The 19,806-nt window shown below is 63.2% G+C and carries 16 protein-coding genes; 5 read left to right on the top strand and 11 right to left on the bottom strand.

What is annotated here, in order from left to right:
* Positions 1-230: 230 nt before the first annotated feature.
* Positions 231-1,628 carry an MFS transporter gene (locus M0D68_RS31445; protein WP_093644899.1) on the top strand — a complete coding sequence of 466 codons (1,398 nt, stop codon included), beginning with the start codon at positions 231-233 and terminating at the stop codon, positions 1,626-1,628.
* A gap of 22 nt (positions 1,629-1,650) precedes the next feature.
* Here M0D68_RS31445 and M0D68_RS31440 read toward each other — a convergent pair whose 3' ends face one another.
* The 9 genes from M0D68_RS31440 to M0D68_RS31400 all read right to left on the bottom strand — a co-directional run bounded on the left by M0D68_RS31440 (position 1,651) and on the right by M0D68_RS31400 (position 12,624).
* Complete coding sequence (locus M0D68_RS31440; RefSeq protein WP_266226319.1) at positions 1,651-2,304, bottom strand: glycosyltransferase family 2 protein; 654 nt, start codon at positions 2,302-2,304, stop codon at positions 1,651-1,653.
* Complete coding sequence (locus tag M0D68_RS31435; RefSeq protein ID WP_266226318.1) at positions 2,301-2,903, bottom strand: class I SAM-dependent methyltransferase; 603 nt, start codon at positions 2,901-2,903, stop codon at positions 2,301-2,303. The genes M0D68_RS31440 and M0D68_RS31435 overlap by 4 nt, the downstream gene beginning before the upstream one ends.
* A 24-nt stretch (positions 2,904-2,927) precedes the next feature.
* Entirely contained in the window at positions 2,928-4,097 is a 1,170-nt protein-coding gene (locus M0D68_RS31430; RefSeq protein WP_266226317.1) for an acyl-CoA dehydrogenase, read from the bottom strand.
* A 183-nt stretch (positions 4,098-4,280) separates the two neighbouring features.
* Entirely contained in the window at positions 4,281-6,254 is a 1,974-nt protein-coding gene (locus M0D68_RS31425) for a PAS domain-containing sensor histidine kinase (RefSeq protein ID WP_266226316.1), read from the bottom strand.
* A 142-nt stretch (positions 6,255-6,396) separates the two neighbouring features.
* Positions 6,397-7,959, bottom strand: a complete 1,563-nt coding sequence (locus M0D68_RS31420; protein WP_093644909.1) for a DHA2 family efflux MFS transporter permease subunit — start codon at positions 7,957-7,959, stop codon at positions 6,397-6,399.
* A gap of 79 nt (positions 7,960-8,038) precedes the next feature.
* Positions 8,039-9,280 carry an HlyD family efflux transporter periplasmic adaptor subunit gene (locus M0D68_RS31415; RefSeq protein ID WP_266226315.1) on the bottom strand — a complete coding sequence of 414 codons (1,242 nt, stop codon included), beginning with the start codon at positions 9,278-9,280 and terminating at the stop codon, positions 8,039-8,041.
* Positions 9,281-9,322: 42 nt separating this feature from the next.
* Positions 9,323-10,864 carry an efflux transporter outer membrane subunit gene (locus M0D68_RS31410; protein WP_266226314.1) on the bottom strand — a complete coding sequence of 514 codons (1,542 nt, stop codon included), beginning with the start codon at positions 10,862-10,864 and terminating at the stop codon, positions 9,323-9,325.
* A gap of 71 nt (positions 10,865-10,935) precedes the next feature.
* Entirely contained in the window at positions 10,936-11,373 is a 438-nt protein-coding gene (locus M0D68_RS31405; RefSeq protein ID WP_211701332.1) for a MarR family winged helix-turn-helix transcriptional regulator, read from the bottom strand.
* A gap of 189 nt (positions 11,374-11,562) precedes the next feature.
* A complete protein-coding gene (locus tag M0D68_RS31400; protein WP_093644917.1) occupies positions 11,563-12,624 on the bottom strand; it encodes an NAD(P)/FAD-dependent oxidoreductase in 1,062 nt (353 codons plus the stop codon).
* A 260-nt stretch (positions 12,625-12,884) separates the two neighbouring features.
* On the opposite strand from M0D68_RS31400, the gene M0D68_RS31395 reads away from it, so the two are divergent.
* Together M0D68_RS31395 and M0D68_RS31390 are read left to right on the top strand one after the other, a co-directional pair.
* Entirely contained in the window at positions 12,885-13,994 is a 1,110-nt protein-coding gene (locus M0D68_RS31395; protein WP_266226311.1) for a porin, read from the top strand.
* 2 nt (positions 13,995-13,996) lie between these two features.
* Positions 13,997-15,115: a nucleoside hydrolase gene (locus M0D68_RS31390; RefSeq protein ID WP_266226310.1), complete on the top strand. Its 1,119-nt coding sequence runs from the start codon at positions 13,997-13,999 to the stop codon at positions 15,113-15,115.
* A gap of 62 nt (positions 15,116-15,177) precedes the next feature.
* Here the strand turns inward: M0D68_RS31390 and M0D68_RS31385 are convergent, their stop codons facing one another.
* Complete coding sequence (locus M0D68_RS31385) at positions 15,178-16,104, bottom strand: LysR family transcriptional regulator (RefSeq protein ID WP_054039623.1); 927 nt, start codon at positions 16,102-16,104, stop codon at positions 15,178-15,180.
* An 82-nt stretch (positions 16,105-16,186) separates the two neighbouring features.
* On the opposite strand from M0D68_RS31385, the gene M0D68_RS31380 reads away from it, so the two are divergent.
* Together M0D68_RS31380 and add are read left to right on the top strand one after the other, a co-directional pair.
* The gene (locus tag M0D68_RS31380; RefSeq protein WP_211701329.1) at positions 16,187-17,533 is read left to right on the top strand and encodes an NCS2 family permease; all 1,347 of its coding nucleotides are present in this window, start codon (positions 16,187-16,189) and stop codon (positions 17,531-17,533) included.
* Positions 17,534-17,644: 111 nt separating this feature from the next.
* On the top strand, positions 17,645-18,742 hold the full coding sequence (add, locus tag M0D68_RS31375; RefSeq protein ID WP_266226309.1) for an adenosine deaminase: 1,098 nt from the start codon (positions 17,645-17,647) through the stop codon (positions 18,740-18,742).
* A 44-nt stretch (positions 18,743-18,786) separates the two neighbouring features.
* Here the strand turns inward: add and M0D68_RS31370 are convergent, their stop codons facing one another.
* Complete coding sequence (locus M0D68_RS31370; RefSeq protein ID WP_266226307.1) at positions 18,787-19,647, bottom strand: LysR family transcriptional regulator; 861 nt, start codon at positions 19,645-19,647, stop codon at positions 18,787-18,789.
* Positions 19,648-19,806 lie beyond the last annotated feature (159 nt).

Raw genomic sequence — 19,806 nt, 5'->3', positions numbered from 1 at the left:
CTCCTGTATAGGGTTTATACCTAGGCAATAACCCGATTATAGTCCTCTCGTGCCGCACCGCAACAAATATCAATAATCTCGCCGGCATGTTGTGCGACGGTCACATCCGCGATCCTCGCAATCTCGAAAAGGGTCGGCATCAGGCGCTCCACTATTAACCATCCGCACCGTACAGGTGCAATAATGTCGCCTTTGCCTGCGGCCTTCCGCCGCAGATCGCCCGCCCCTCCATGACCGTCGTTCAGAAAGCCCTGATTGCGCCCCTTATCGTCGCATGCGCGATGTTCATGGAAAGCGTCGATGCGAATGTGATCGTCACCGCCTTACCGGTCATGGCGCGCGACTTCGGGCGCGATCCGGTCACACTGAAAATCGCGGTAACGAGCTATGTGCTCGGTCTCGGTGTGTTTATCCCGGTGTGCGGCTGGCTCGCGGACCGTTTTGGTGCGCGCACGATTTTCCGCACCGCGATCGGCATCTTCGTGACCGGATCGCTCCTGTGCGCCGCGTCGAACTCCCTGCCCACCTTCACCCTCGCCCGTTTCGTGCAAGGCGTCGGCGGCGCGATGATGGTGCCGGTCGGGCGGATCATCATCTTTCGGGTGGTGCACAAGTCCGACTTCATCCGCGCGATGAACTATCTGAGCGTCCCGGCGCTGCTCGGACCGGCGGCCGGACCGCTGCTCGGCGGCTTCATCACCACCTATCTGCACTGGCGCCTGATCTTCTTCATCAATGTGCCGATCGGCATTCTCGGTATCTATCTGACCAACCGGTATATCGCCAACACGCGCGAACCGGATCCGGGACCGCTCGACTGGATCGGTTTTTTTCTGTCGGCGGCCGGCGCTGTGCTGCTTCTGCTCGGACTGTCGCTGGTCGGCGGCGAACTCATGTCGAATCGGGACGCGTTCGGCATGTGTGCGAGCGGCGCGGCGCTGCTGGTGGTCTACGTCGCGTACGCCCAGCGCGTCAAAATGCCCTTGCTCGATCTGCGCTTCTTCAAGGTGCCGACTTTTCAGGCGAGCGTGCTCGGCGGCTCACTGTTTCGCATCGGCCTCGGTGCGTTGCCCTTTCTGCTGCCGCTGATGCTGCAGGAAGGACACGGCATGAGCGCGTTCGAGTCCGGCCTGATTACCTGTGCGTCCGCGTTCGGCGGCATGTTCATGCGTACGTTCGCCTCGCGCGTGCTGCATCGCTTCGGCTTCCGTTCGGTGCTGGTGGTCAACGCGGCGCTGTCAGGCATTGCGATCGCGGCGTGCGGACTGTTTTTCCCCGGCACGCCGACCTGGATCATCTGGTTCGTGGTGTTGCTCGGCGGTTTCTTCCCCGCGCTGCAATTCACGAGTCTCAACTCGCTGACTTACGCGGAAATCGCCAGCCGCGACGTGGGCCGCGCGACGAGTCTCGGCAGCGTCGTGCAGCAGATGTCGCTCGGCCTGGGCGTGACGGTGGGCGGTATCGTGCTGCAGATTTCACGCGTGCTGCACGGACATCCGGGCATCATGTGGTCGGATTTCTGGCCCGCGTTTCTGGTGGTAGGCCTGTGCTCATTCGCGTCGATTCCGGTCACGCTGCGCATGCCGCATCGCGCGGGTGAAGAGATCTCGCGAGGCGGTCGAGGCTAACGCCCGCGTTTATCCCCCGCGTCTATCCCGTCGCCCACGCGAGGAGCGTGTCGCCGAAGCCATCGCGTGCGCGCGTCACCGTACGCGCGCTCGTGATCACGCGCGGTGCGGCGCTCCATGCGATGCTGGCCCCCGTCTCGATCAACCGGTCGACAAGCGCGACGTCTTCACGGCACGTGAGCGGTGGAAAGCCACCGGCTCGTCGATACGCCTCGGCTGAGACGCCGAGATTGGCGCCATGCACGTGGCGATGACCGTCCGCGTCCACATAGGTCTTGCGAAAATATTCGCGCACGCTGTGCGGATGAGCGGTCCAGTCGTCGACGGCAATCGAGCCGCACACCGCGTCCGTGCCGAGCGACAACTGCGCGACCAGCCAGCCTGGTGACACGCGGCTGTCGGCGTCGGTGAAGGCTAGCCAGCGAGCGCCGTCCGCCAGCAGGTAGTCGGCGCCCGCCGCACGCGCGATACCGACATTGCGCGCCTTTAGCGTCAACGTCTCGACGCCATAAGCACGCACGATCGCCTCCGAAAAATCGCTGCAAGCGTCGAGCACGACGACAAGCCGCACGACCTCGTCAACCAGATCCGCGTGTCGCGCTGCTTCGATCAACGCGGCAAGACAAGGCGCCAGCAACGCCTCTTCGTTATGCGCCGGAACGATTACGCCGATCATAGAAGCCCCTCGCACTGTGCAACCGAACGTGCGTCGCGCGACCAGACGTCGATCAACAGATCGGCTTCGTCGTGATGCGCGAGACGTGATAGACCACAACGCGCATCGAACAACGCGTGCGCGGTATCGGCATTCTCCAGCGCCTCGGTAAACGGACGGCGCCAGTGGCAAGCGAGCAGCGTGCCGTCCGGCGTGAGCGATGCAGCGATGCGCGCGGCCAGCATTTCAAGGTCGGCGGCATCAAGGTAATAGGCAAATTCGCTGATGACGATCAGGTCGAACGGCGCCGTTGCGGTCGGCCATTCGTGCGGAACCGTGCACTGTTCGACGCGAACCTGCCGCATACCGGCAACACGTTCGCGTGCAAGACGCACCGCTGTTTCGTGCAGATCGGCGGCGAGCAGCCCATCACAGCGGGTCGCGAGTTCGGCCGTCAGTTCCCCGTTCGCACAGCCCGGCTCGAACGCGTTGCGATAACGCGGACGCGGCAACAGCGCTAGCGTGAGCGAACGCTTGCGGCGCTCGTACCAGCCCTGGCGCAACTTCCACGGGTCGTCGCTGCCTTTGTAGAGTTCGTCGAAGTACGCCGTAGAGGTCATGTCAGCGGCCCTCCATGCATCGCGTCAGAGCGTCCACGGCGCACCTCCGTCTGCAGCGTTGGCGTCGAACTTTGTCTTGGCGGTCAACTCGCCGAGCGCGGCAAGATCGCGTTCGGCGTGGCTCTGCCTCAGGAACACCGGCAGGTCCGCCAGCGCGCGGGCGAAGCGCGCATCGCGGCACAACGGACCCGCGCCGAGCGTGCGCGTGGCGTGACACATCACAGCTGTCGCCGCTTCTTCAACGACGAGGCGTGCGCGCATGACCTCACGCTGCGAGTCGGCTTGTGGGTTCGCGTCGATATGGGCGGCAGTTTCGCGCAGCACCGCTGCGGCGCCGGCCAACGCGACATCGACCGCGCCGAGGTGGGCGAGCCGATGTGCGTCGACACGCTGCGTGGACGCTTCGCGCAACGTCCGGCCGATCTGCGTGGCGGCGCCGTACCAGCACGCGGCAATGCCGGCGCCGCCGTGCCAGAAGCCCGGCCGGCGCACGTATGCATGGGCCGCGCCCACGCGTGTGGCCGGTGTCTGATCGAAGGTGACGTCAGCGCTAGCGGTTGCCTGCATGCCGATCGCCTGCCACTTCGATGTGTCGATCGAAATCGACTCGTGATCCATCGCGACGGCCGCCAGCACGGGTTCATCGTCGAGCCAAACGGTGACGAGCGCGTGACTGACTACACCCGCGCCCGAACACCAGGCTTTTGTGCCACTCAGATACAGTTGCCCGGCGTCGTCTGTACGAGCCTCGCGATTGCTGGCCTTCACGCGCGCGTCAGGCGGCTCCGCGGCCCACACCCCCCAGCGGCTGCCCAGAAGCGGCGCGGGTCCGTGCAACTCGGCGAGAATCGCCAGCGCATCGGTATGCCCTTCGAACAGTTTGACCAGACCGAGATCGCACGTCGCAACCGCAGCCAGGGTACGCCAGCGCATGAGAGTCTGCCCGTGTCCTGGCAACGGTGCGAAGGGCAAACGGTCGTAGCCTCGCCGGATCAATGCGCGCAAAACATCGCCCAGTGCGGCAGGGTCGCTCGCATCGAATTGCCTGTCATGCAGAAAATGGTCGAGCGGCTCGGCAGAACGCGCAGCGTCCTCCCCGGCGAGTACCGCATGAGGATCACGAGTGCGGGTTCTGCTGATTTTTTCCGGCTGCCGCGCACTCATGCCGGCCGTACGATCACGCGTATCGAGCATCGCGTCTCCCTGAATCTGTTCGATCTGTGCGCACGGACTTTTGCTAGCCGCAGCGCGTGCAGACCGACAGCAAGCGGCGTGCCGCAGGCGTCTGACACCTGGGACACGCCGCAATATTTCAGGGCTTATAGCGCGCTAAGGACAGCGCACCGCGCACTCGTATGAGGAAGCGCGCATTGACGGCTAGCCGGGACCGCGCGGCCGGCGCCGCGTTTCCGCCTGCTCCAGCACCGCCTCGAATAGCGCGAGTTCCACCGGCTTGACGAGGTGGGCGTGAAATCCAGCTGATTGGGTCCGTTCGCGATCGCTTGCGTGACCGAAGCCGGTCATGGCGGCGAAGACCGTGTCGGACAGCGTGGGCATTGCGCGCAATGCCTCGAGCGTCGCGTAACCATCCATTTTTGGCATCGCAAGGTCGATCAAGGCAAGGTGAGGCACGAGGCGCGGCGCAACAGCGAGCGCCTGCGGGCCGTCGTAGGCAATGCGGACTTCGTGGCCTTTGAGTTCGAGCAGCATGGCGAGGCTGTCGGCGGAGTCGCGATTGTCGTCCACCAGCAGAATACGCAACGGTGACACCGCGTTTCCTGCCATGTCGGCCTGATCGGCCTGCTCTGCGGGCAGCGCTGCGGCAAACGGCAAACTGAGCGTGAACGAGCTGCCGCACCCCGCGCCCTCGCTGCTCGCGATGATGCTTCCACCATGCAATTCGACCAGCGATTTGCACAGTGTGAGGCCGATGCCGAGGCCACCTTCGCCGAGGCTTTGCCCTTCCTTTTCCTGCGCGAACAGCTCGAAGATCGCATCGAGCGAACGTGCCGGAATGCCGCGGCCATGATCGCGCACCTCCAGCACAGCCATCTGATGATCGACCCGTCCGAAGATCTCGATGCGGCTGCCCGGCGGCGAAAACTTCGACGCGTTATGCAGCAGGTTTTGCAGCACCTGTACGAGCCGCGTTGTATCACCGTGCACGATCAGCGGCTCGACCGGCATATGCGTCCCCACACTCTGCTCCCGTGAGTCAGTAAACGGTCGTGCCGCTTCGATCGCACGCGCGACCACTTCGGCCAGATCGACGCGCGCGAGGCGCAACTCGACCTTGTCCGACATGATGCGGCCGACGTCGAGCAGATCGTCGACGAGACGCGTGAGGTGCGTGACCTGGCGGTCGATCAGATCGCGCGAGCGTGCCAGCGTTGGACTCACGCCCGCTTCGAGTTGCATCACGCCGATCGCGTTACGCACCGGCGCAAGCGGATTGCGCAACTCGTGCGCGAGGGTCGCGAGAAACTTGCGCATGCGCTCGCTGGAGCGCGCCAGTTCTTCGCGCTCACGGCGCTCGGTCAGATCGCGTGTGACTTTGGCGAAACCACGCAGCCGGTTCGATTCGTCATACACCGCCGTGATGTTGACGTTGGCCCAGAAGGTCGTGCCGTCCTTGCGCACGCGCCAGCCCTCGTCTTCGACCTGACCGAGCTGCCTCGCGATCGCCAGTTCGCGCGCGGGTTTGCCAGCCGCGGCTTCTTCGCGCGTGTAGAAGTTCGAGAAATGCTGGCCGATGATTTCGTCGCGCGTATAGCCTTTGATGCGCGCGGCGCCTGCGTTCCAGCTCACCACATAGCCGTCCGGATCGAGCATGAAAATCGCGTAGTCTTTCACGTTGTCGACCAATAGACGGAAGCGCTCCTCGCTCTGTCGCAACGCCTCCACAAACGCGCGCTGGGTGGTCAGATCGCGGGTAATCTTGGCGAAGCCGGTCAGCACACCCGACTCGTTGCGCACCGCCGTAATGACCACGTTGCACCAGAAGGTCGTACCGTCTTTGCGAACCCGCCAGCCTTCGTCCTCGAAGCGGCCAGTCAGCGCGGCCTGCTGCAACTCGTAAGCGGGCCAGCCGCGCGCCACGGCTTCCGCAGGGTAGAAACGCGAGAAGTGTTCGCCGATGATTTCGTGCGCCGCGTAGCCCTTCAGTTTTTGCGCGCCGGCATTCCAGCTGACGATATATCCCTTCGGATCCAGCAGGAAGATTGCGTAGTCTTCGATCGATTGGACCAGCGACCAGTAATCGACCTCAGCCGGCGCGTTCGCACGAAGCACGGGCGGCTCGTCAGCGGTCTCGCCGTTGTCTCCTGCGGGGTGGACGTCGGTCTTGTTCATGGTGAAAAGCGTCTATTGGTATGTTCAGGCAGCATACACTGGCTCACCTCCATGTTTGGGGTATTGCCCACTCATTGTCCAACGTCGTTGACCAACGTTGGTGGGCTGAATCAGACGACGACCACGCCGCGGAACTCGACCCTCAATGCCCCCCAGCGCCAGCCGCCGCGGCCGCGCTGGCCTTGTCCGGCTTCGTCAACCAGATCAACGGAATGATCACCACGAAAATCACGGCGGAAAGCCAGAAAATATCGTTCAGACCGAGCATCGCAGCCTGTGCGTTCATCGACTGTTCGAAGAACGCCATCGCCTGAGAAGCGCTTCCGCCCAGCGCCGCTTGCGCGGCGTCCAGCGCGGAAGTGAACGTCGGATTGTTCACACTTGTCTGCTCGGCCAGCTGCGCATGATGCAAGATCGTGCGGTCATTCCAACCCGTAGTAGCAAGCGACGTTCCCGCTGCCCCCGCAAACACCCGCGCAAAGTTCGACAATCCCGCGGCGGCCGGAATCTTGTCGGGGGTGAGGCCGGAAAGAATGATCGCCGTCAGCGGCACAAAGAACAATGCGGTCGGAATACCTTGCAGCAGAGTCGGTAAAACCAGGGTCCACGTGTCCACGCCCGTCGTGTAATGCGAGCGCATGAAAAACACGCCGGCGAACCCGAGAAACGCCAACGTTGCCAACACGCGCGCATCCGACTTCGGCATGATCTTCGCCATTACCGGAGCAAGAATTACAGCAAAAACGCCAAGCGGCGCGGTAGCCAGACCGGCGTCCACCGACCGGTAGCTCAGATACTCCTGCATCCACTGCGGCAACAGAACAAGGTTGGAGAAGAACACCGCGTACGCCACCGAAATCGCAATCGTGCCGCCCAGAAAATTACGCCCTCCAAACAATCGCAAGTCGATGATCGGATTCTTCTCGGTCAACTCCCAGATCAGAAAGAACAGAAAACTGATCGCCGCGAATACGGTCAGCGCGACAATCACGGGCGAATTGAACCAGTCGAGGTCCTTGCCCTTGTCGAGCATGATCTGCAGCGAGCCCACCCATGCGATCAGCGAGAGCAGCCCTATCTTGTCGATCGGCAAGCGCTTGGTCGGGGTTTCGCGCGTGCGGTAGATCGCCCAGGTCACGCCTGCTGCAAAGAGGCCTACCGGAATATTGATGTAGAAGATCCATGACCACGAGTAGCTATCGGTAATCCAGCCGCCGAGCGCCGGACCGGCGATGGGGCCGACCGTCGCCGTCATGGCCCACAACGCCAAAGCGTGCGAGCTCTTTTCCCGCGGATACGAGCCGAGCAGAATCGCTTGCGACAGCGGAATCAACGGACCCGCCACCGCACCCTGCACGATCCGCGCCGCGAGCAGTACCGGCAGCGTCGGCGCTATGCCGCACAACCATGACGAGAGGACGAACAACAGAATTGCCCACACGAACAGTTTGATTTGCCCGACGCGCTGCGTGAGCCAGCCCGTTAACGGAATCGCAATCGCGTTGGCCGCGGCGAACAGCGTAATCACCCACGTCCCCTCGTCCACCGACACACCAAGATTGCCCGCAATGGTCGGAATCGCGACGTTCGCGATCGATGAATCAAGCACGTTCATAAACGTGGCCAATGCCACGGCAAGCGTCGCCAGCACGAGCTTGCCGCCGGTCAGAGGCGGGAGCGCTGCGGCGTTGGGCGATCCATTCATTTCGTCACCTATCGAAGAAGGCTAATGTCTGACTTGTCAGCTAATTGGTTAAAAAAACGGGCGTCGGGAGATCGCCCGTTCAACCTGCTATCCGTGCTGCGTTCTTTGGTGTCGCGCTTGCCGCTACAGCACGTGCCGATGGCATGTTCTGCGCGATGATCCTGGCGATTTCGGCGTCGGCGTCGGCGCCGTACTGGGCGAACACGTCCGTGCGATACGTGGTGTTGATTGCCGCGCCCAGTTGGGTGCCCGACTCGTCACGCGTTTCGACATCCACTTGCATCGACAGGCCGATCCGCAGCGGATGCGCGTTGAGTTCGTTCTGGTCGAGCTGGATTCGCGCCGGGAGACGCTGGACGACTTTGATCCAGTTGCCGGTCGCGTTCTGCGCGGGCAACACGGCGAATGCTGCGCCCGTACCCGCCGAGAAACCGACCACGTGGCCGTGATACTTGACGCTTGACCCATATACATCGGCGGTCAGCGTGACTGGCTGGCCAATGCGCATGTGTTTCAACTGGCCTTCCTTGAAGTTCGCATCGACCCACACACCGTCGAGCGGCACGATCGCCATCAACGGCGTGCCCGGCGCCACGCGTTGACCGACCTGCACCGAGCGGCGCGCCACATAGCCCGTGACCGGCGCGGGCAACGTGTTGCGCGCGTAACTCAGGTACGCGTCGCGCACTTTCGAGGCGGCGGCCTGCACGTTCGGATGCAGTTCGACCGACGTGCGGTCGGTCAGCGCGTGGTTAGCTGCGGCCTGCTGACGAGCGGCGTCGGCCGCGGCTTGTGCGGAGCTCACGGCGTCGCGCGCATGGGCGATGTCCTCACCGGATACCGCGCCCGTTTCGGCAACGGCCTGGCGGCGCTTGAGGTCGTCTTCGGCGCGCGCGAGATCGGACTGACGTTGCGCGACGGTCGCGGCGTAGAAATCGTTGTTCACGTAGAGACCGCTGACCTGTCTCACGGTCTGGCCGAGCGTCGCTTCGGCGTTCGACAGCGCGACTTTCGCATCGGCGTTATCGAGCGTCACGACCGGTGCGCCCTGCTTGACGATCTGCGTGTCGTCGGCGTTCACCGCCACCACGGTGCCGCTCACTTGCGGCGTTAGCTGGACGAGATTGCCGTTGACGTAGGCATCGTCGGTCGACTGGTGGTACTGGCCGTTCGTGATGTAGTAGGCGCCGTAACCCGCGCCGGCCAACACGACGGTGGCTGCCAGCAAGGCGAGCAGCAGCTTGCGCTTCGCAGGCGCCCGCACCTGCTGGGGCTGGTCCGCGTCCGCCGTCTCGCGGTTGGTGGTGATCGTATCGCTCATTTTGTGGGTCCTGACAGAAAGTGAAAGCGTCGCGATGGCGTCTTAGCGGGTGGCGACGACGGGGTTGGTTTGTACTGCCGAAGTGGCCGAACTGGCCGGGGTTGCCGACGCGGCCACGCTGCCCTGTGCGCTCGAATCGGCGTTGTCGGTATAGCCGCCGCCCAGTGCAGCGGCCAGCGCAATCTGCTGATCGCGACGGTTCATCGTCAGATTCGCGACCTGCTGGTCGGCAGCGAGCGCCGTGGTGTCGGCATTCAGTACCGTCAGCTGATTCGTAAGACCGGCCTTGTACTGCGTGAGCGCCAATTGATCGGCGCCGCGGGCGGCTTCCTGGGCGGCTTGCGCGTCGCCCAGTTGCTCATCGGTCGAACGGATTTGCGCGAGTTGCGTCGCGACTTCTGAGAGCGCGGTGACGAGCGTCTGGTTATACGTCGCGACGGCATAGTCGAAGTCGGCATACCGGCCCTTCAGTTGCGCGCGCAACTGACCGCCGTCGAAGATCGGCAGATGGATCGCAGGACCCGCCGATGCCGTGCGGCTCGCTGCGCTCAGGAAGCGGCCGAAGCCAAACGCGTCGAGACCAATCGCAGCGCTCAGATTGATGTCGGGGTAGAACTCAGCCTTGGCTTCCTTCACGTCATGCGTGAGCGCGTCGACGCGCCATCTGGCGGCGACCAGATCCGGACGACGGCTCACCAGGTCGGCAGGCAGGTTGTCCGGCAGACTTACTTCGTCACCGATTCCGAGCGTTGGGCGCGCAATCGCGAGGCCACGGTCCGGGCCGGCGCCAAGCAAGGCGGCCAGTTGATAACGGGTGGTGAGGATGCTGCCGTCGAGCGACGCCAACGTCGCGCGACTCGTGGCGAGGTTCGCTTGCGCCGTCTTGCGCTCGACCTGGGTGTCGAGCCCTGTTGCAATGCGGCCGGCGGTGATGCGGTCGATCTGCTCGCGTTGCGTGACCTCCTGCTGCGCGATGTCGCGTAGCGCGTACAGACGGGCCAACTGGTTATAGGCCCGTGCCGTTGCGGACGTCAGCGACAATCTGACGACTTCGGCATCCGCCTCGCTCGCCTGCAGTTGAGACAGCGAGGCCTTGAGCGCCTCGCGATTCTTGCCCCACAAGTCGAGATCATAGGAAGCGGATAACAGGCCCTGGTTCTCCGATTGCCATGAACCGCCATACGGCGGCGGCACCAGCGCCGTGCCCGAATACTGCTGGCGCGTGAACGAATAGGTGGCGCCGACTTTCGGCATCGTGCTGGCCTTTGCCGTGTCGCTATACGCAGCGGCCGCGGCAACGCGTGCCCGGGCCTGTTCAATCGACGGATTGCCCTTCAGCGCTTCCACAAGCAAGGCCTTCAGTTGCGCGTCGCCGAACTGATCGGCCCAATCGGCGGCGGGCCAATGGCCGTGATCCGCGGGGAGGCTTTGTTGCGTCGCGTAGGTCTGCGGCTGCGCCATCTGTTTGTCGCTCGAGATGCCGGCATAGTTCACGCAAGCCGACAGCGTGGCCGCGAAGATTGCCGTCACGCCCGCCTTCGCGATGCGTGACCTGGCTGCCTGCCTATTTAGCTGCAATATCATTTGCTGACCTGTCAGATATTAGGGTAAAAAAATGGCTGCAATCGTTCGCAGCGCTGTTTGCCTCGTGCTTGCTAGTCTTCGAGAAACTTGTTCAGCAGGCGGCGCAATTCCTCAAATTCGGTTTTGGTGAATTTCCTCAAACGCGCGTTCAGCACCGTCGGCGCAATCTGCGGCAGACGCGCCGCAACGACCTCCCCTGCCTTCGTCAACTTCAGATTGACGACGCGCCGGTCCTCGATGCTGCGCGAGCGCTCGAGCAGACCTTTGGTCTCGAGCTTGTCGAGCATGCGGGTCATCAAACCCGTGTCGATACCGAGATGTTTGGACAACTCGAACGGCGTGGCCGCAATGTCCTGACGCAACGACAGCAGGATGCCCATTTGCTGGCTGGTGATATCCAGATCCTTGAGCGCGGCGTCCATTTCCGTAATCAACACGTTGCGCGCCTTGTTGATGGCGAATCCCACGCTGTTTGTCAAACCGAAACTCTCCGGGGTGTAGTGCTCCATGCGTCGCTCCTTCCTGGTTGGAAGCAATATATCTGCAAAGTCAGATACTGTCAAATTTAAATTCGCAGAAGTCAGATTTCTCAACGCAAGACGGGATGGCAAGGATGATCAGACGAATGCACGGCACGTGGCCGACGCCCGCGGAGCACGGTCTCCCGCGCCCGCTGAACGGTTGGTTATTGTCCCCGGTCAGCCCGCCGCGCCGACCTTTTCCGCCAGCTTCGCGTCGTAACTGGAATGGACGTGCACCCGCTTCTTCTCCGGATAGGCGTACGTGTACGCCTTGCGCAGCGCCAGCGACGCTTCGTGAAAACCGGACAGAATCAGCTTCTGCTTGTTCGGATAGTTGGCGATGTCGCCGACCGCGAAGATGCCGGGCCGCGAGCTTTCGTAGTTGGACGTATCCACGTCGACGCGGCCGCCGTGAATCGACAGATTCCACTGCGCGATTGGCCCGAGATCGGCAACCAGGCCGTACAGCACGACGAGGTGCTCGGTGTCGAGTTGCGTTTCGCCTTCGATATGCCGCAGCGCGATCGATTTCAGCGTATCGCCTTCGACGTTGAGCCCCGAAATCGCACCGACGATGAAGTCCATCTCCCCTGCTTCGACCGCGCGCCGCATCGACTCGACGCTTGAATCGGCCGCACTGAAGCCGTTGCGACGATGCACTAGCGTCACGCGCCGCGCGACCTTGCGCAGTGCCAGCGCCCAGTCGAGCGCGGAATCGCCGCCGCCGGCCACCACGACTGTCTTGCCAGCGAAATCGGCGAGACGTTGCACGCTGTAGTGCACGTGACGCGATTCCAGCGGCACGGCTTCGGCCAGCGCCAGTCTTTGTGGCACGAACGCACCGTTGCCGGCGGCAAGCAGAATTGCGGCTACGTCGAATACGAGGCCATGGTCAGTGCGCACGGTCCAGCGCCCGTCGTCGCGCTGCTCGACCGACTCGACCTTTTGCTCAAGATGGATGGGCACATCGAACGGTTTGCATTGCGCCATCAAACGCTCGACCAGTTCGCGCGCGGTACACGAGGGAATCGCGGGAATGTCGTAGATCGGCTTGTCCGGATAGAGCTCGATGCACTGCCCGCCCACCTTGTCGAGCCCATCGACGATCTGGCACGAGAGGCCGATTACACCGGCTTCGAAAGCGGCGAAAAGGCCGACAGGCCCGGCGCCGACAATCAGGACATCGGAGCGAATCGGTTGCGAAGGCGGTTGCAAAAGCGGGTCTGTTGCGGACGTCATTCGGAGTCTCATGGGGTAGATCGATGATCCACCATACAGAATCGCCCGAAGCCCGGCAACGATGCCATTACAGGCGATAAGGACGCTTGGGCTCAGCAGGCATCGGCCCTCCGGCGGCCACCGGGGGGCTCGTTGAATAGATTACATTTATAGAACTATAAGAAAACAACATTATTTTTATAGCCGACGGCTTCGTATAGTCGAGCCCAGTTCGAATGCGCCCTCCGCTCGGCGCTCTCCTTTCCCGCTACTGGACCACGATGAAACTACTCAAGTTCGCCCCTCTCGCGATCGCCGGCGCGCTCTCCAGCGCCGCCCATGCGCAAAGCAGCGTGACGCTGTATGGCCTGATTTCGGCGGGCGTCGGCTATGCGACGAATCAGGGCGGCAAGAACGCGTGGCAGGCACTCTCGGGGACCAACCAGAACCCGCGCTGGGGTTTGAAGGGCGTCGAAGATCTGGGCGGCGGCACGACCGCGATCTTCCAGCTGGAAAACGGCTTTAACGTGATGACCGGCACCGCGTCGCAAAATGGCCGCGAATTTGGCCGGCAGGCGTTCGTCGGGCTCGCCAGCAAGAAGTACGGTACCTTGACCTTCGGCCGTCAGTACGACACGGTGCACGACTACGTCGGCCCGGTGATCATCGCGAGCAACGGCGTGAACATCGGCGACAACGACAACGGCTATAACGACATCCGCGTGCAGAATGCGGTGAAGTACGTGACGCCCGACTATCGTGGATTGAAGGCCACGGCCGAATACGGCTTCAGCAACGCCACCGGTTTCGCCAACAACAATGCGTACAGCTTCGGTGCCGGTTACGAGAATGGCCCGCTGAAGTGGAGCGTGGTCTACGCGCAGTACAACAACCCGTTTAGCGCGACCAATCCGGACGGCGCGATTTCGAACGACTACGCGTCGTCGCTGCTGATCTTCGCGAAGAGCGCGCTGCATCCGGCTGCGTACGCGAGCAAGCAGCGCATCTTCGGCACCGGCGGCTTCTATACGGTCGGCCCCGCGCAATTTGCAGCGCTTTTCACCGATGTCCGCTACGATTATCTCGACGGTTCGCATCTGCGTTTGCAGAACTACAACCTGAACCTGAATTACCACGTGACGCCCGCGCTCGTTCTCGGCGCAGCGTATGCCTTCACTGACGGCGAATACGATGTGATCAACACGAGCCCCAAATGGCATCAGGTCAATCTGCAAGCCGACTATTTCCTGTCGAAACGCACCGACGTCGCGCTGACGGTGATCGCGCAGCAAGCTGCTGGCGACGCGCAACACGCGCAGATTTTTGCCTATGCGCAATCCACCGGCATCCGTCAGATGATCACGACGGTCGGCATGCGCCACGTGTTCTGACAATGATGAACGCCTTCGATCCAACGCAGAACCGTCGCGCGTTTTTGCGCACGGCCGTGGGACTGGCTGCGGGCGCCTCGGCGTGGCCGATGCTGGCCGCCGCTGCAAGTGGCCCCGGAGCGGCTGACGCGGCCAGTGGCACGGCCTCTTCAAACGCCTCCGCTTTGCAAAGCGGCGCGCGCCGCAGCGTGATCATCGATTGCGATCCCGGTCAGGATGACGCGATTGCGATCCTGTTCGCGCTCGGCGCGAGCGACCGGCTCGACGTGCGCGCGATCACGACAGTCGCGGGCAACGTGCCGCTCAACCTCACCGAACGCAACGCTCGTATCGTGCGCGACTGGGCCGAGCGAACGCAATCGCTGCCGGTCTATGCCGGCTGCCCGCGCCCGCTCACGCGCGAACTGATCACGGCCGCCAACGTGCATGGCAAGACCGGTCTCGAGGGCGTGCCGCTGCATGAACCGCTCGCGCCTCTCGCGTCGCAGCACGCGGTTGCTTTTCTGATCGACACCTTGCGCGCGGCGCCGCCGCATAGCGTGACGCTGTGCGCGCTCGGGCCGCTGACCAACCTCGCCACCGCGTTCACCGAAGCGCCGGAGATCCGCAACGGCATCCGCGAAATCGTGCTGATGGGCGGCGCCTTCTTTGAGCGCGGCAACATCACGCCCGCGGCCGAGTTCAACATCTACGTCGACCCGCAGGCCGCGCAAGTCGTGTTTGCGAGCGGTGTGCCGATCGTCGTGCTGCCGCGCGACGTCGCCGTGAAAGCGCCGATCACGCCGGCCCGGATCGCACCGATTCGCGCGCTCGGTAATCGCTGCGGCGCGATGGCTGCCGATATCATGGCCGCGGAAGTCACTTATCAGAAGGGACGCCGGGGCATTGAAGAAGCGCCCATGTACGACCCCTGCGCGACGGGCTACCTGATCGAGCCGTCCCTGTTCAAGGGACGCGAGGTCAACGTGATGATCGAGACAGTCGGCGAATGGACGCTCGGTGAAACCGTGGTCGACTGGAGCGGACATAGCGGCCGCAAGCCGAACGCGACCTGGATCACCGAAGTCGACGCGGACGGTTTTTATGCCGCCTTGCGCGCACGGCTCGCCACGCTGCCGTGATCCGGCGAGCCCGCGAACCCGTGAAAGGCTCGGCAACGGTCATGCATACCGTCTGCGTTGCATCAGATATGCGCGGCGAGCCATTCGCGGCAAGCACGCACGTGCGGGCCGCGATCGTCGCCGGCGAGCGAAATCAGTGCGATCGAACGGGTGACGCGCGGCTTGTCGAGGCGCAACGCGACCAGTTCCGTGTCGTGCAGATGCATGGTGTAGAGACTGGGCAGCACCGCAATCGCCAGACGGTTGCGCACGAGTTCGTACAAGGGCTCGGTGTACTCGACGCGGTAGGCGACCGTCAGTTGCAGACCTTCGGCCCCGCCGGTGCGTTGCAACGCGTCGCTGACGCTGCCGCGCACGAACACCGCGAGATCGCGGCCCACCAGCTTCGCCCACGCAAGGGTCTTTTTCTGCGCGAGCGGATCGTCGCGCCGCACCACCACCACGATCTGATCCTCGAACAGGTCCTGGTAGCGCAACGCGGCTTCGCCGTCGTTGTCCGCCGCGGCCGCATCGGGCTCGTGCACACCCACGCCGAAATCGACTGCCCCTTGCCGCACGGCATCGATCAAGGCGGTGTTCGGCATATCGTTCAGCGTAAAACGCAGCGACGCCTGCTTTGCGCGCAACAAGGTGAGCGCGGGCAACAGGCGCGCCGCAGCCGACGGAATCAGCCCGATGCGCACCGTCTGCACGCGTTCGGCGAAGGTGCTCGCCATATCGTCGAAGGTGCCGCGCGCCTGATTGAGCAGACGCTCCGCGAGCGGCAACACGCTGGCGCCCGCATGCGTGAGCGTCAGCCGATGCGCGGAGCGCGCGAACAACGGGCCGCCGAGCAGGAACTCGATCTGCCGGATCGCCGCGGTCAGCGCAGGCTGCGTCAAGGCGAGCGACTGCGCGGCCTGCGTGAAACTGCGTGCATGCGCAAGCGTCACGAAGTACTGGATTTGCCGCAGCGTGAGCGCGGGCAAGAGGGACGAACGGTCGGTCATGGAGAGCAATGCATCAACGCAATGCGCAGCAGTATAAATGGCTGGTTACAGGATGAATCAATTGATCAATAACGAATCTTCAATGCCGACAGCAAACAACCCGGCAACCACGGCGCGTGGCGGCTGGCTCGAACAGCGTTTCGCGCTCGCCGAACGCAAGACCAGCGTGCGTATCGAAACGATCGCCGGCATCACGTCGTTTCTCGCGGCCGCCTATCTGCTGGTAGTGATTCCGTCGCTGCTGTCAGCGGGCGGCATGGATCGTGGCGCGGCGACGACCGCAACGATTCTGGTGTTCGTGCTGAGTACGGTGCTGATGGCGCTGTATGCGAATCTGCCGTTTCTGGTGGGGCCCGGCATCGGCGGCTCGGTGATTCTCGGCATTACGCTCGCAGGCGAGCATGTCGCGTGGCAAACGGGCTTGGGCATCGCCTTCGTGTCGGGCGTGCTGTTCCTGATCCTGACGCTGGTGGGCGCGCGCAGTCTCGTGGTGCGGCTGATACCGGCGCAAATCAAGCTGGGGCTCGGCGCCTCGATCGGTTTGTTCATCGCGGTGCTCGGTTTCCGCAATGCCGGGATGGTGATCGCCAACGCGAAAACCAATGCGCTTGCGCTCGGCGATTTCTCGCGGCCCGGCACCCTGGTCGCCTTGATCGGCCTTGGCGCGGCTGTCGTGCTGCAAGGCCGCCGCGTGCCCGGCGCGATCTTGTGGGCGATCCTGATTGCGGCCGCCGCCGGTGTGCCGCTCGGCGTCACGCATATGCCTGCGTCGTTTCTGTCGTGGCCGCATAGCATCGCGCCGATTGCGTTCAAGCTCGACATTGCGAGCGCCTTGAGCGTGGCCGCGATTCCGTATCTGTTCGTGTTCTTCGCGGCCGAGTTTTTCTCGACGCTCGGCACCACGCTCGCGGTCGGCGCCAAAGCGGATCTGCTCGACGAAAACGCGAATCTGCCAAACATCAACCGCCCGTTTCTCGTCGATTCGATTGCGGCGACGCTCGGTCCGGTGTTCGGCATTCCGGCGCTCACGGCGCTGGTGGAATCCGCAGCAGGTGTTGAAGCGGGTGGACGTACGGGCCTTTCTTCGCTCGCGGCCGCCGCGATGTTCGCGCTGATGCTGCTGTTCGTACCGGTCGCGCTGGCCATTCCGAAAGAAGCCACCGCACCCGCGTTGATCCTGATCGGACTGTCGATGTTCAGCACGATTCGCCATACGCATTTCGACGACTTCAGCGACTCGCTGCCCGTTCTTTCGATGGTGCTGCTCACGCTGATGTCGAACAGTTTCGGCACCGGCATTGCGGGCGGCCTGCTCTGCTACGTGCTCGTCAAGCTGCTCGCCGGACGTTTCCGTGAAGTACCGTGGGGTCTCTATGTGTTGGCTGTACCGCTCGGTTATTACTTCTATACCGTGGTGAAGCCGCATTGAAATTTGCACCCGAGCACCCCGGTCACCCGACTTTGCCGCACATTGTTATCCTGCATTCGCACTAAACTGAATCAGCGTCGAGTTTTACGCACTACCGAAAACCATACCGACATGAAAGAGACATTGGGCAACGTGCCCGCATCGCGCCTTGGCATTACGCTCACCGAAGCCCATCGCGCCTTCTTCACGGCCCTGCCGAAGGTCGAATTGCATTGCCACCTGCTCGGCGCGGTGCGTCACGAGACCTTTATCGCGCTCGCTGAAAAGAGCAACGCGCCGATTGACCGCGAGGAGATCGACGCGTTCTATACGCGCGGCGAAAAACCGGTCGGCGTGCTGCGCGTGCTGCGCGCACTCGACGAGCATCTGCTCACGCACGCGGACGATCTGCATCGCATCACCTACGAATATCTCGCTGACGCCGCCGCGCACCAGGTGCGTCATAGCGAATTCTTCTGGAATCCTACCGGCACGGTGCGCGTCTCGAAGATTCCCTATGCGGATGCGCAAGCAGCCATCGTCACCGCGATTCGCGAAGCCGCGCGCGACTTCGGTATCAGCGCACGACTGATCCCGAGCATCGACCGCGAAGCCGATCCCGACGAAGCGGTCGCGTTAGTCGACTGGATGTGCGCACATCGCGCGGACGAAGTGGCAGGCCTCGGCATCGATTACCGCGAGAACGACCGGCCGCCAGAGCTGTTCTGGAAAGCGTACCGCAATGCGCGCAACGCCGGCTTCAAAACCACCGCGCATGCGGGCGAATTTGGCATGCCGTGGCGCAATGTCGAGACGGCCGTGGACCTGCTGCATTGCGACCGGATCGATCACGGCTATACGATCGTCGATAACCCGCAGTTGGCGGCCCAATACGCGGAACGCGGCATCGTGTTCACCGTGGTGCCGACCAACTCCTACTATTTGCGCACACTCGCCCCGGAAGTCTGGGCCGAACAGCATCCAATGCGACGCATGCCGGATCTGGGCCTGAAAATTCACCCGAACACCGACGACCCGACGCTGCACAAAGTGACGCCAAGCGAAGCATGGCAATTGATGTATAGCCACTTCGGCTTCAGCATTGCCGAGTTGCGGCAGTTCATGCTGAACGGCATCGACGGCGCATGGATAGACGAAGCGACACGCCACGCATGGCGCACGGCGTGGGGTGCGGAGTTCGACGCGTTGGCAGCGGCCTTGCCCGCTTGAGTGCGGACACTGCTTCAAGTCAGGCTAGCCACTCCCGCACGGTTTCACTCACCAATCCACGAGCCGCGCAAATCGCTGTCGTGCAGCAATTGCAGCAACGTGCCCGCCGGACGGCTTAGCCGCTTGGCGGCCAGCGCGATAAATTCCACCGAGGGCAGCGTCGGCAGACTGGCCGCGTTAAGCGGCGGCGTCAGACCCCGCGCGGCCAGATACTGCGGACGAACCGTGATACCGAGCCCACCGCGCGCGGCCGCAATGCAGCCCGAATGACTACTGCTCGTACACACCACCTGCCAGCTAAAACCGGCTTCGGCGAGCGCGTCGAGCACCACCGCCCGCGTCACACTCGGCTCGGCGACCAGAATCAGCGGCAACGGCTGGCTGAGATCGACCAGCGTGCCGGTGCGCGCCAGCCACTCCAGCCGCCCCGTGAACAGCGGCACGCCGCGCCGGTCACCCAGACGGCGCTTGCCGACCAGCAGATCGATCGAACCGGCATCCAGCAATTCATAGAGCTTGCCGGTCATACCGATCGTAATTTCCAGTTCGACGTCAGGATGCGCGTCGCGAAACGCCGCCAGCACCGTGGGCAGCGGCCCGAGCGCGACGTCGTCCGATGAACCGAGCCGCACGCGCCCTTTCAGGCGCGGCGCGCGAAACTGCGATTCGGCCCGCGCGAGCGCCTGCAGGATCACGGTAGCATGGGCGAGCATGGCCTCGCCGTCCGGGGTCATCGCGAGCGAATGGGTGTCGCGCACGAACAGGCGCCGCCCGACGCTCTGTTCGAGCCGGCGGATGTGTTCGCTGACGCTCGACTGCGTGAAGTCGAGTTGCCGCCCCGCCTCGGTAAAGCTATGGCAGGCCGCGACTGTCGCGAAGGTCTTGAGCCAGATGGGATTGAGCATGCGTTATTGTGACCCTGGTCATCGGCAAAGTCGATAACAGTCAACAAGCCTAGTGGGGTTCCCGATTGACGAGGATGTCAATATCATGACGGAATCCCCCCAACGATCGCTCCGAGCTCGGCCCGCCGGTCCGTCCGCCCCGCCGCCCCCGCAGCTCAA

It is taken from the genome of Paraburkholderia sp. SEWSISQ10-3 4, assembly GCF_030464785.1.
Classification (GTDB): Bacteria; Pseudomonadota; Gammaproteobacteria; order Burkholderiales; family Burkholderiaceae; genus Paraburkholderia; species Paraburkholderia aspalathi.
The sequence above is the reverse complement of the archived record's forward strand: the minus strand, read 5'-3'. Positions and strand labels throughout refer to the sequence as shown.

Excerpts from the sequence above, each read along its gene's own strand:
- M0D68_RS31380 (WP_211701329.1), top strand. The coding sequence starts at position 16,187 with ATGCCGACAGCAAACAACCCGGCAACCACGGCGCGTGGCGGCTGGCTC.
- M0D68_RS31370 (WP_266226307.1), bottom strand. The coding sequence starts at position 19,647 with ATGCTCAATCCCATCTGGCTCAAGACCTTCGCGACAGTCGCGGCCTGC.
- M0D68_RS31445 (WP_093644899.1), top strand. The coding sequence starts at position 231 with ATGACCGTCGTTCAGAAAGCCCTGATTGCGCCCCTTATCGTCGCATGC.
- M0D68_RS31425 (WP_266226316.1), bottom strand. The coding sequence starts at position 6,254 with ATGAACAAGACCGACGTCCACCCCGCAGGAGACAACGGCGAGACCGCT.
- M0D68_RS31430 (WP_266226317.1), bottom strand. The coding sequence starts at position 4,097 with ATGCTCGATACGCGTGATCGTACGGCCGGCATGAGTGCGCGGCAGCCG.
- M0D68_RS31440 (WP_266226319.1), bottom strand. The coding sequence starts at position 2,304 with ATGATCGGCGTAATCGTTCCGGCGCATAACGAAGAGGCGTTGCTGGCG.
- M0D68_RS31410 (WP_266226314.1), bottom strand. The coding sequence starts at position 10,864 with ATGATATTGCAGCTAAATAGGCAGGCAGCCAGGTCACGCATCGCGAAG.
- M0D68_RS31400 (WP_093644917.1), bottom strand. The coding sequence starts at position 12,624 with ATGACGTCCGCAACAGACCCGCTTTTGCAACCGCCTTCGCAACCGATT.
- M0D68_RS31415 (WP_266226315.1), bottom strand. The coding sequence starts at position 9,280 with ATGAGCGATACGATCACCACCAACCGCGAGACGGCGGACGCGGACCAG.
- add (WP_266226309.1), top strand. The coding sequence starts at position 17,645 with ATGAAAGAGACATTGGGCAACGTGCCCGCATCGCGCCTTGGCATTACG.
- M0D68_RS31390 (WP_266226310.1), top strand. The coding sequence starts at position 13,997 with ATGATGAACGCCTTCGATCCAACGCAGAACCGTCGCGCGTTTTTGCGC.
- M0D68_RS31435 (WP_266226318.1), bottom strand. The coding sequence starts at position 2,903 with ATGACCTCTACGGCGTACTTCGACGAACTCTACAAAGGCAGCGACGAC.
- M0D68_RS31420 (WP_093644909.1), bottom strand. The coding sequence starts at position 7,959 with ATGAATGGATCGCCCAACGCCGCAGCGCTCCCGCCTCTGACCGGCGGC.
- M0D68_RS31385 (WP_054039623.1), bottom strand. The coding sequence starts at position 16,104 with ATGACCGACCGTTCGTCCCTCTTGCCCGCGCTCACGCTGCGGCAAATC.
- M0D68_RS31405 (WP_211701332.1), bottom strand. The coding sequence starts at position 11,373 with ATGGAGCACTACACCCCGGAGAGTTTCGGTTTGACAAACAGCGTGGGA.
- M0D68_RS31395 (WP_266226311.1), top strand. The coding sequence starts at position 12,885 with ATGAAACTACTCAAGTTCGCCCCTCTCGCGATCGCCGGCGCGCTCTCC.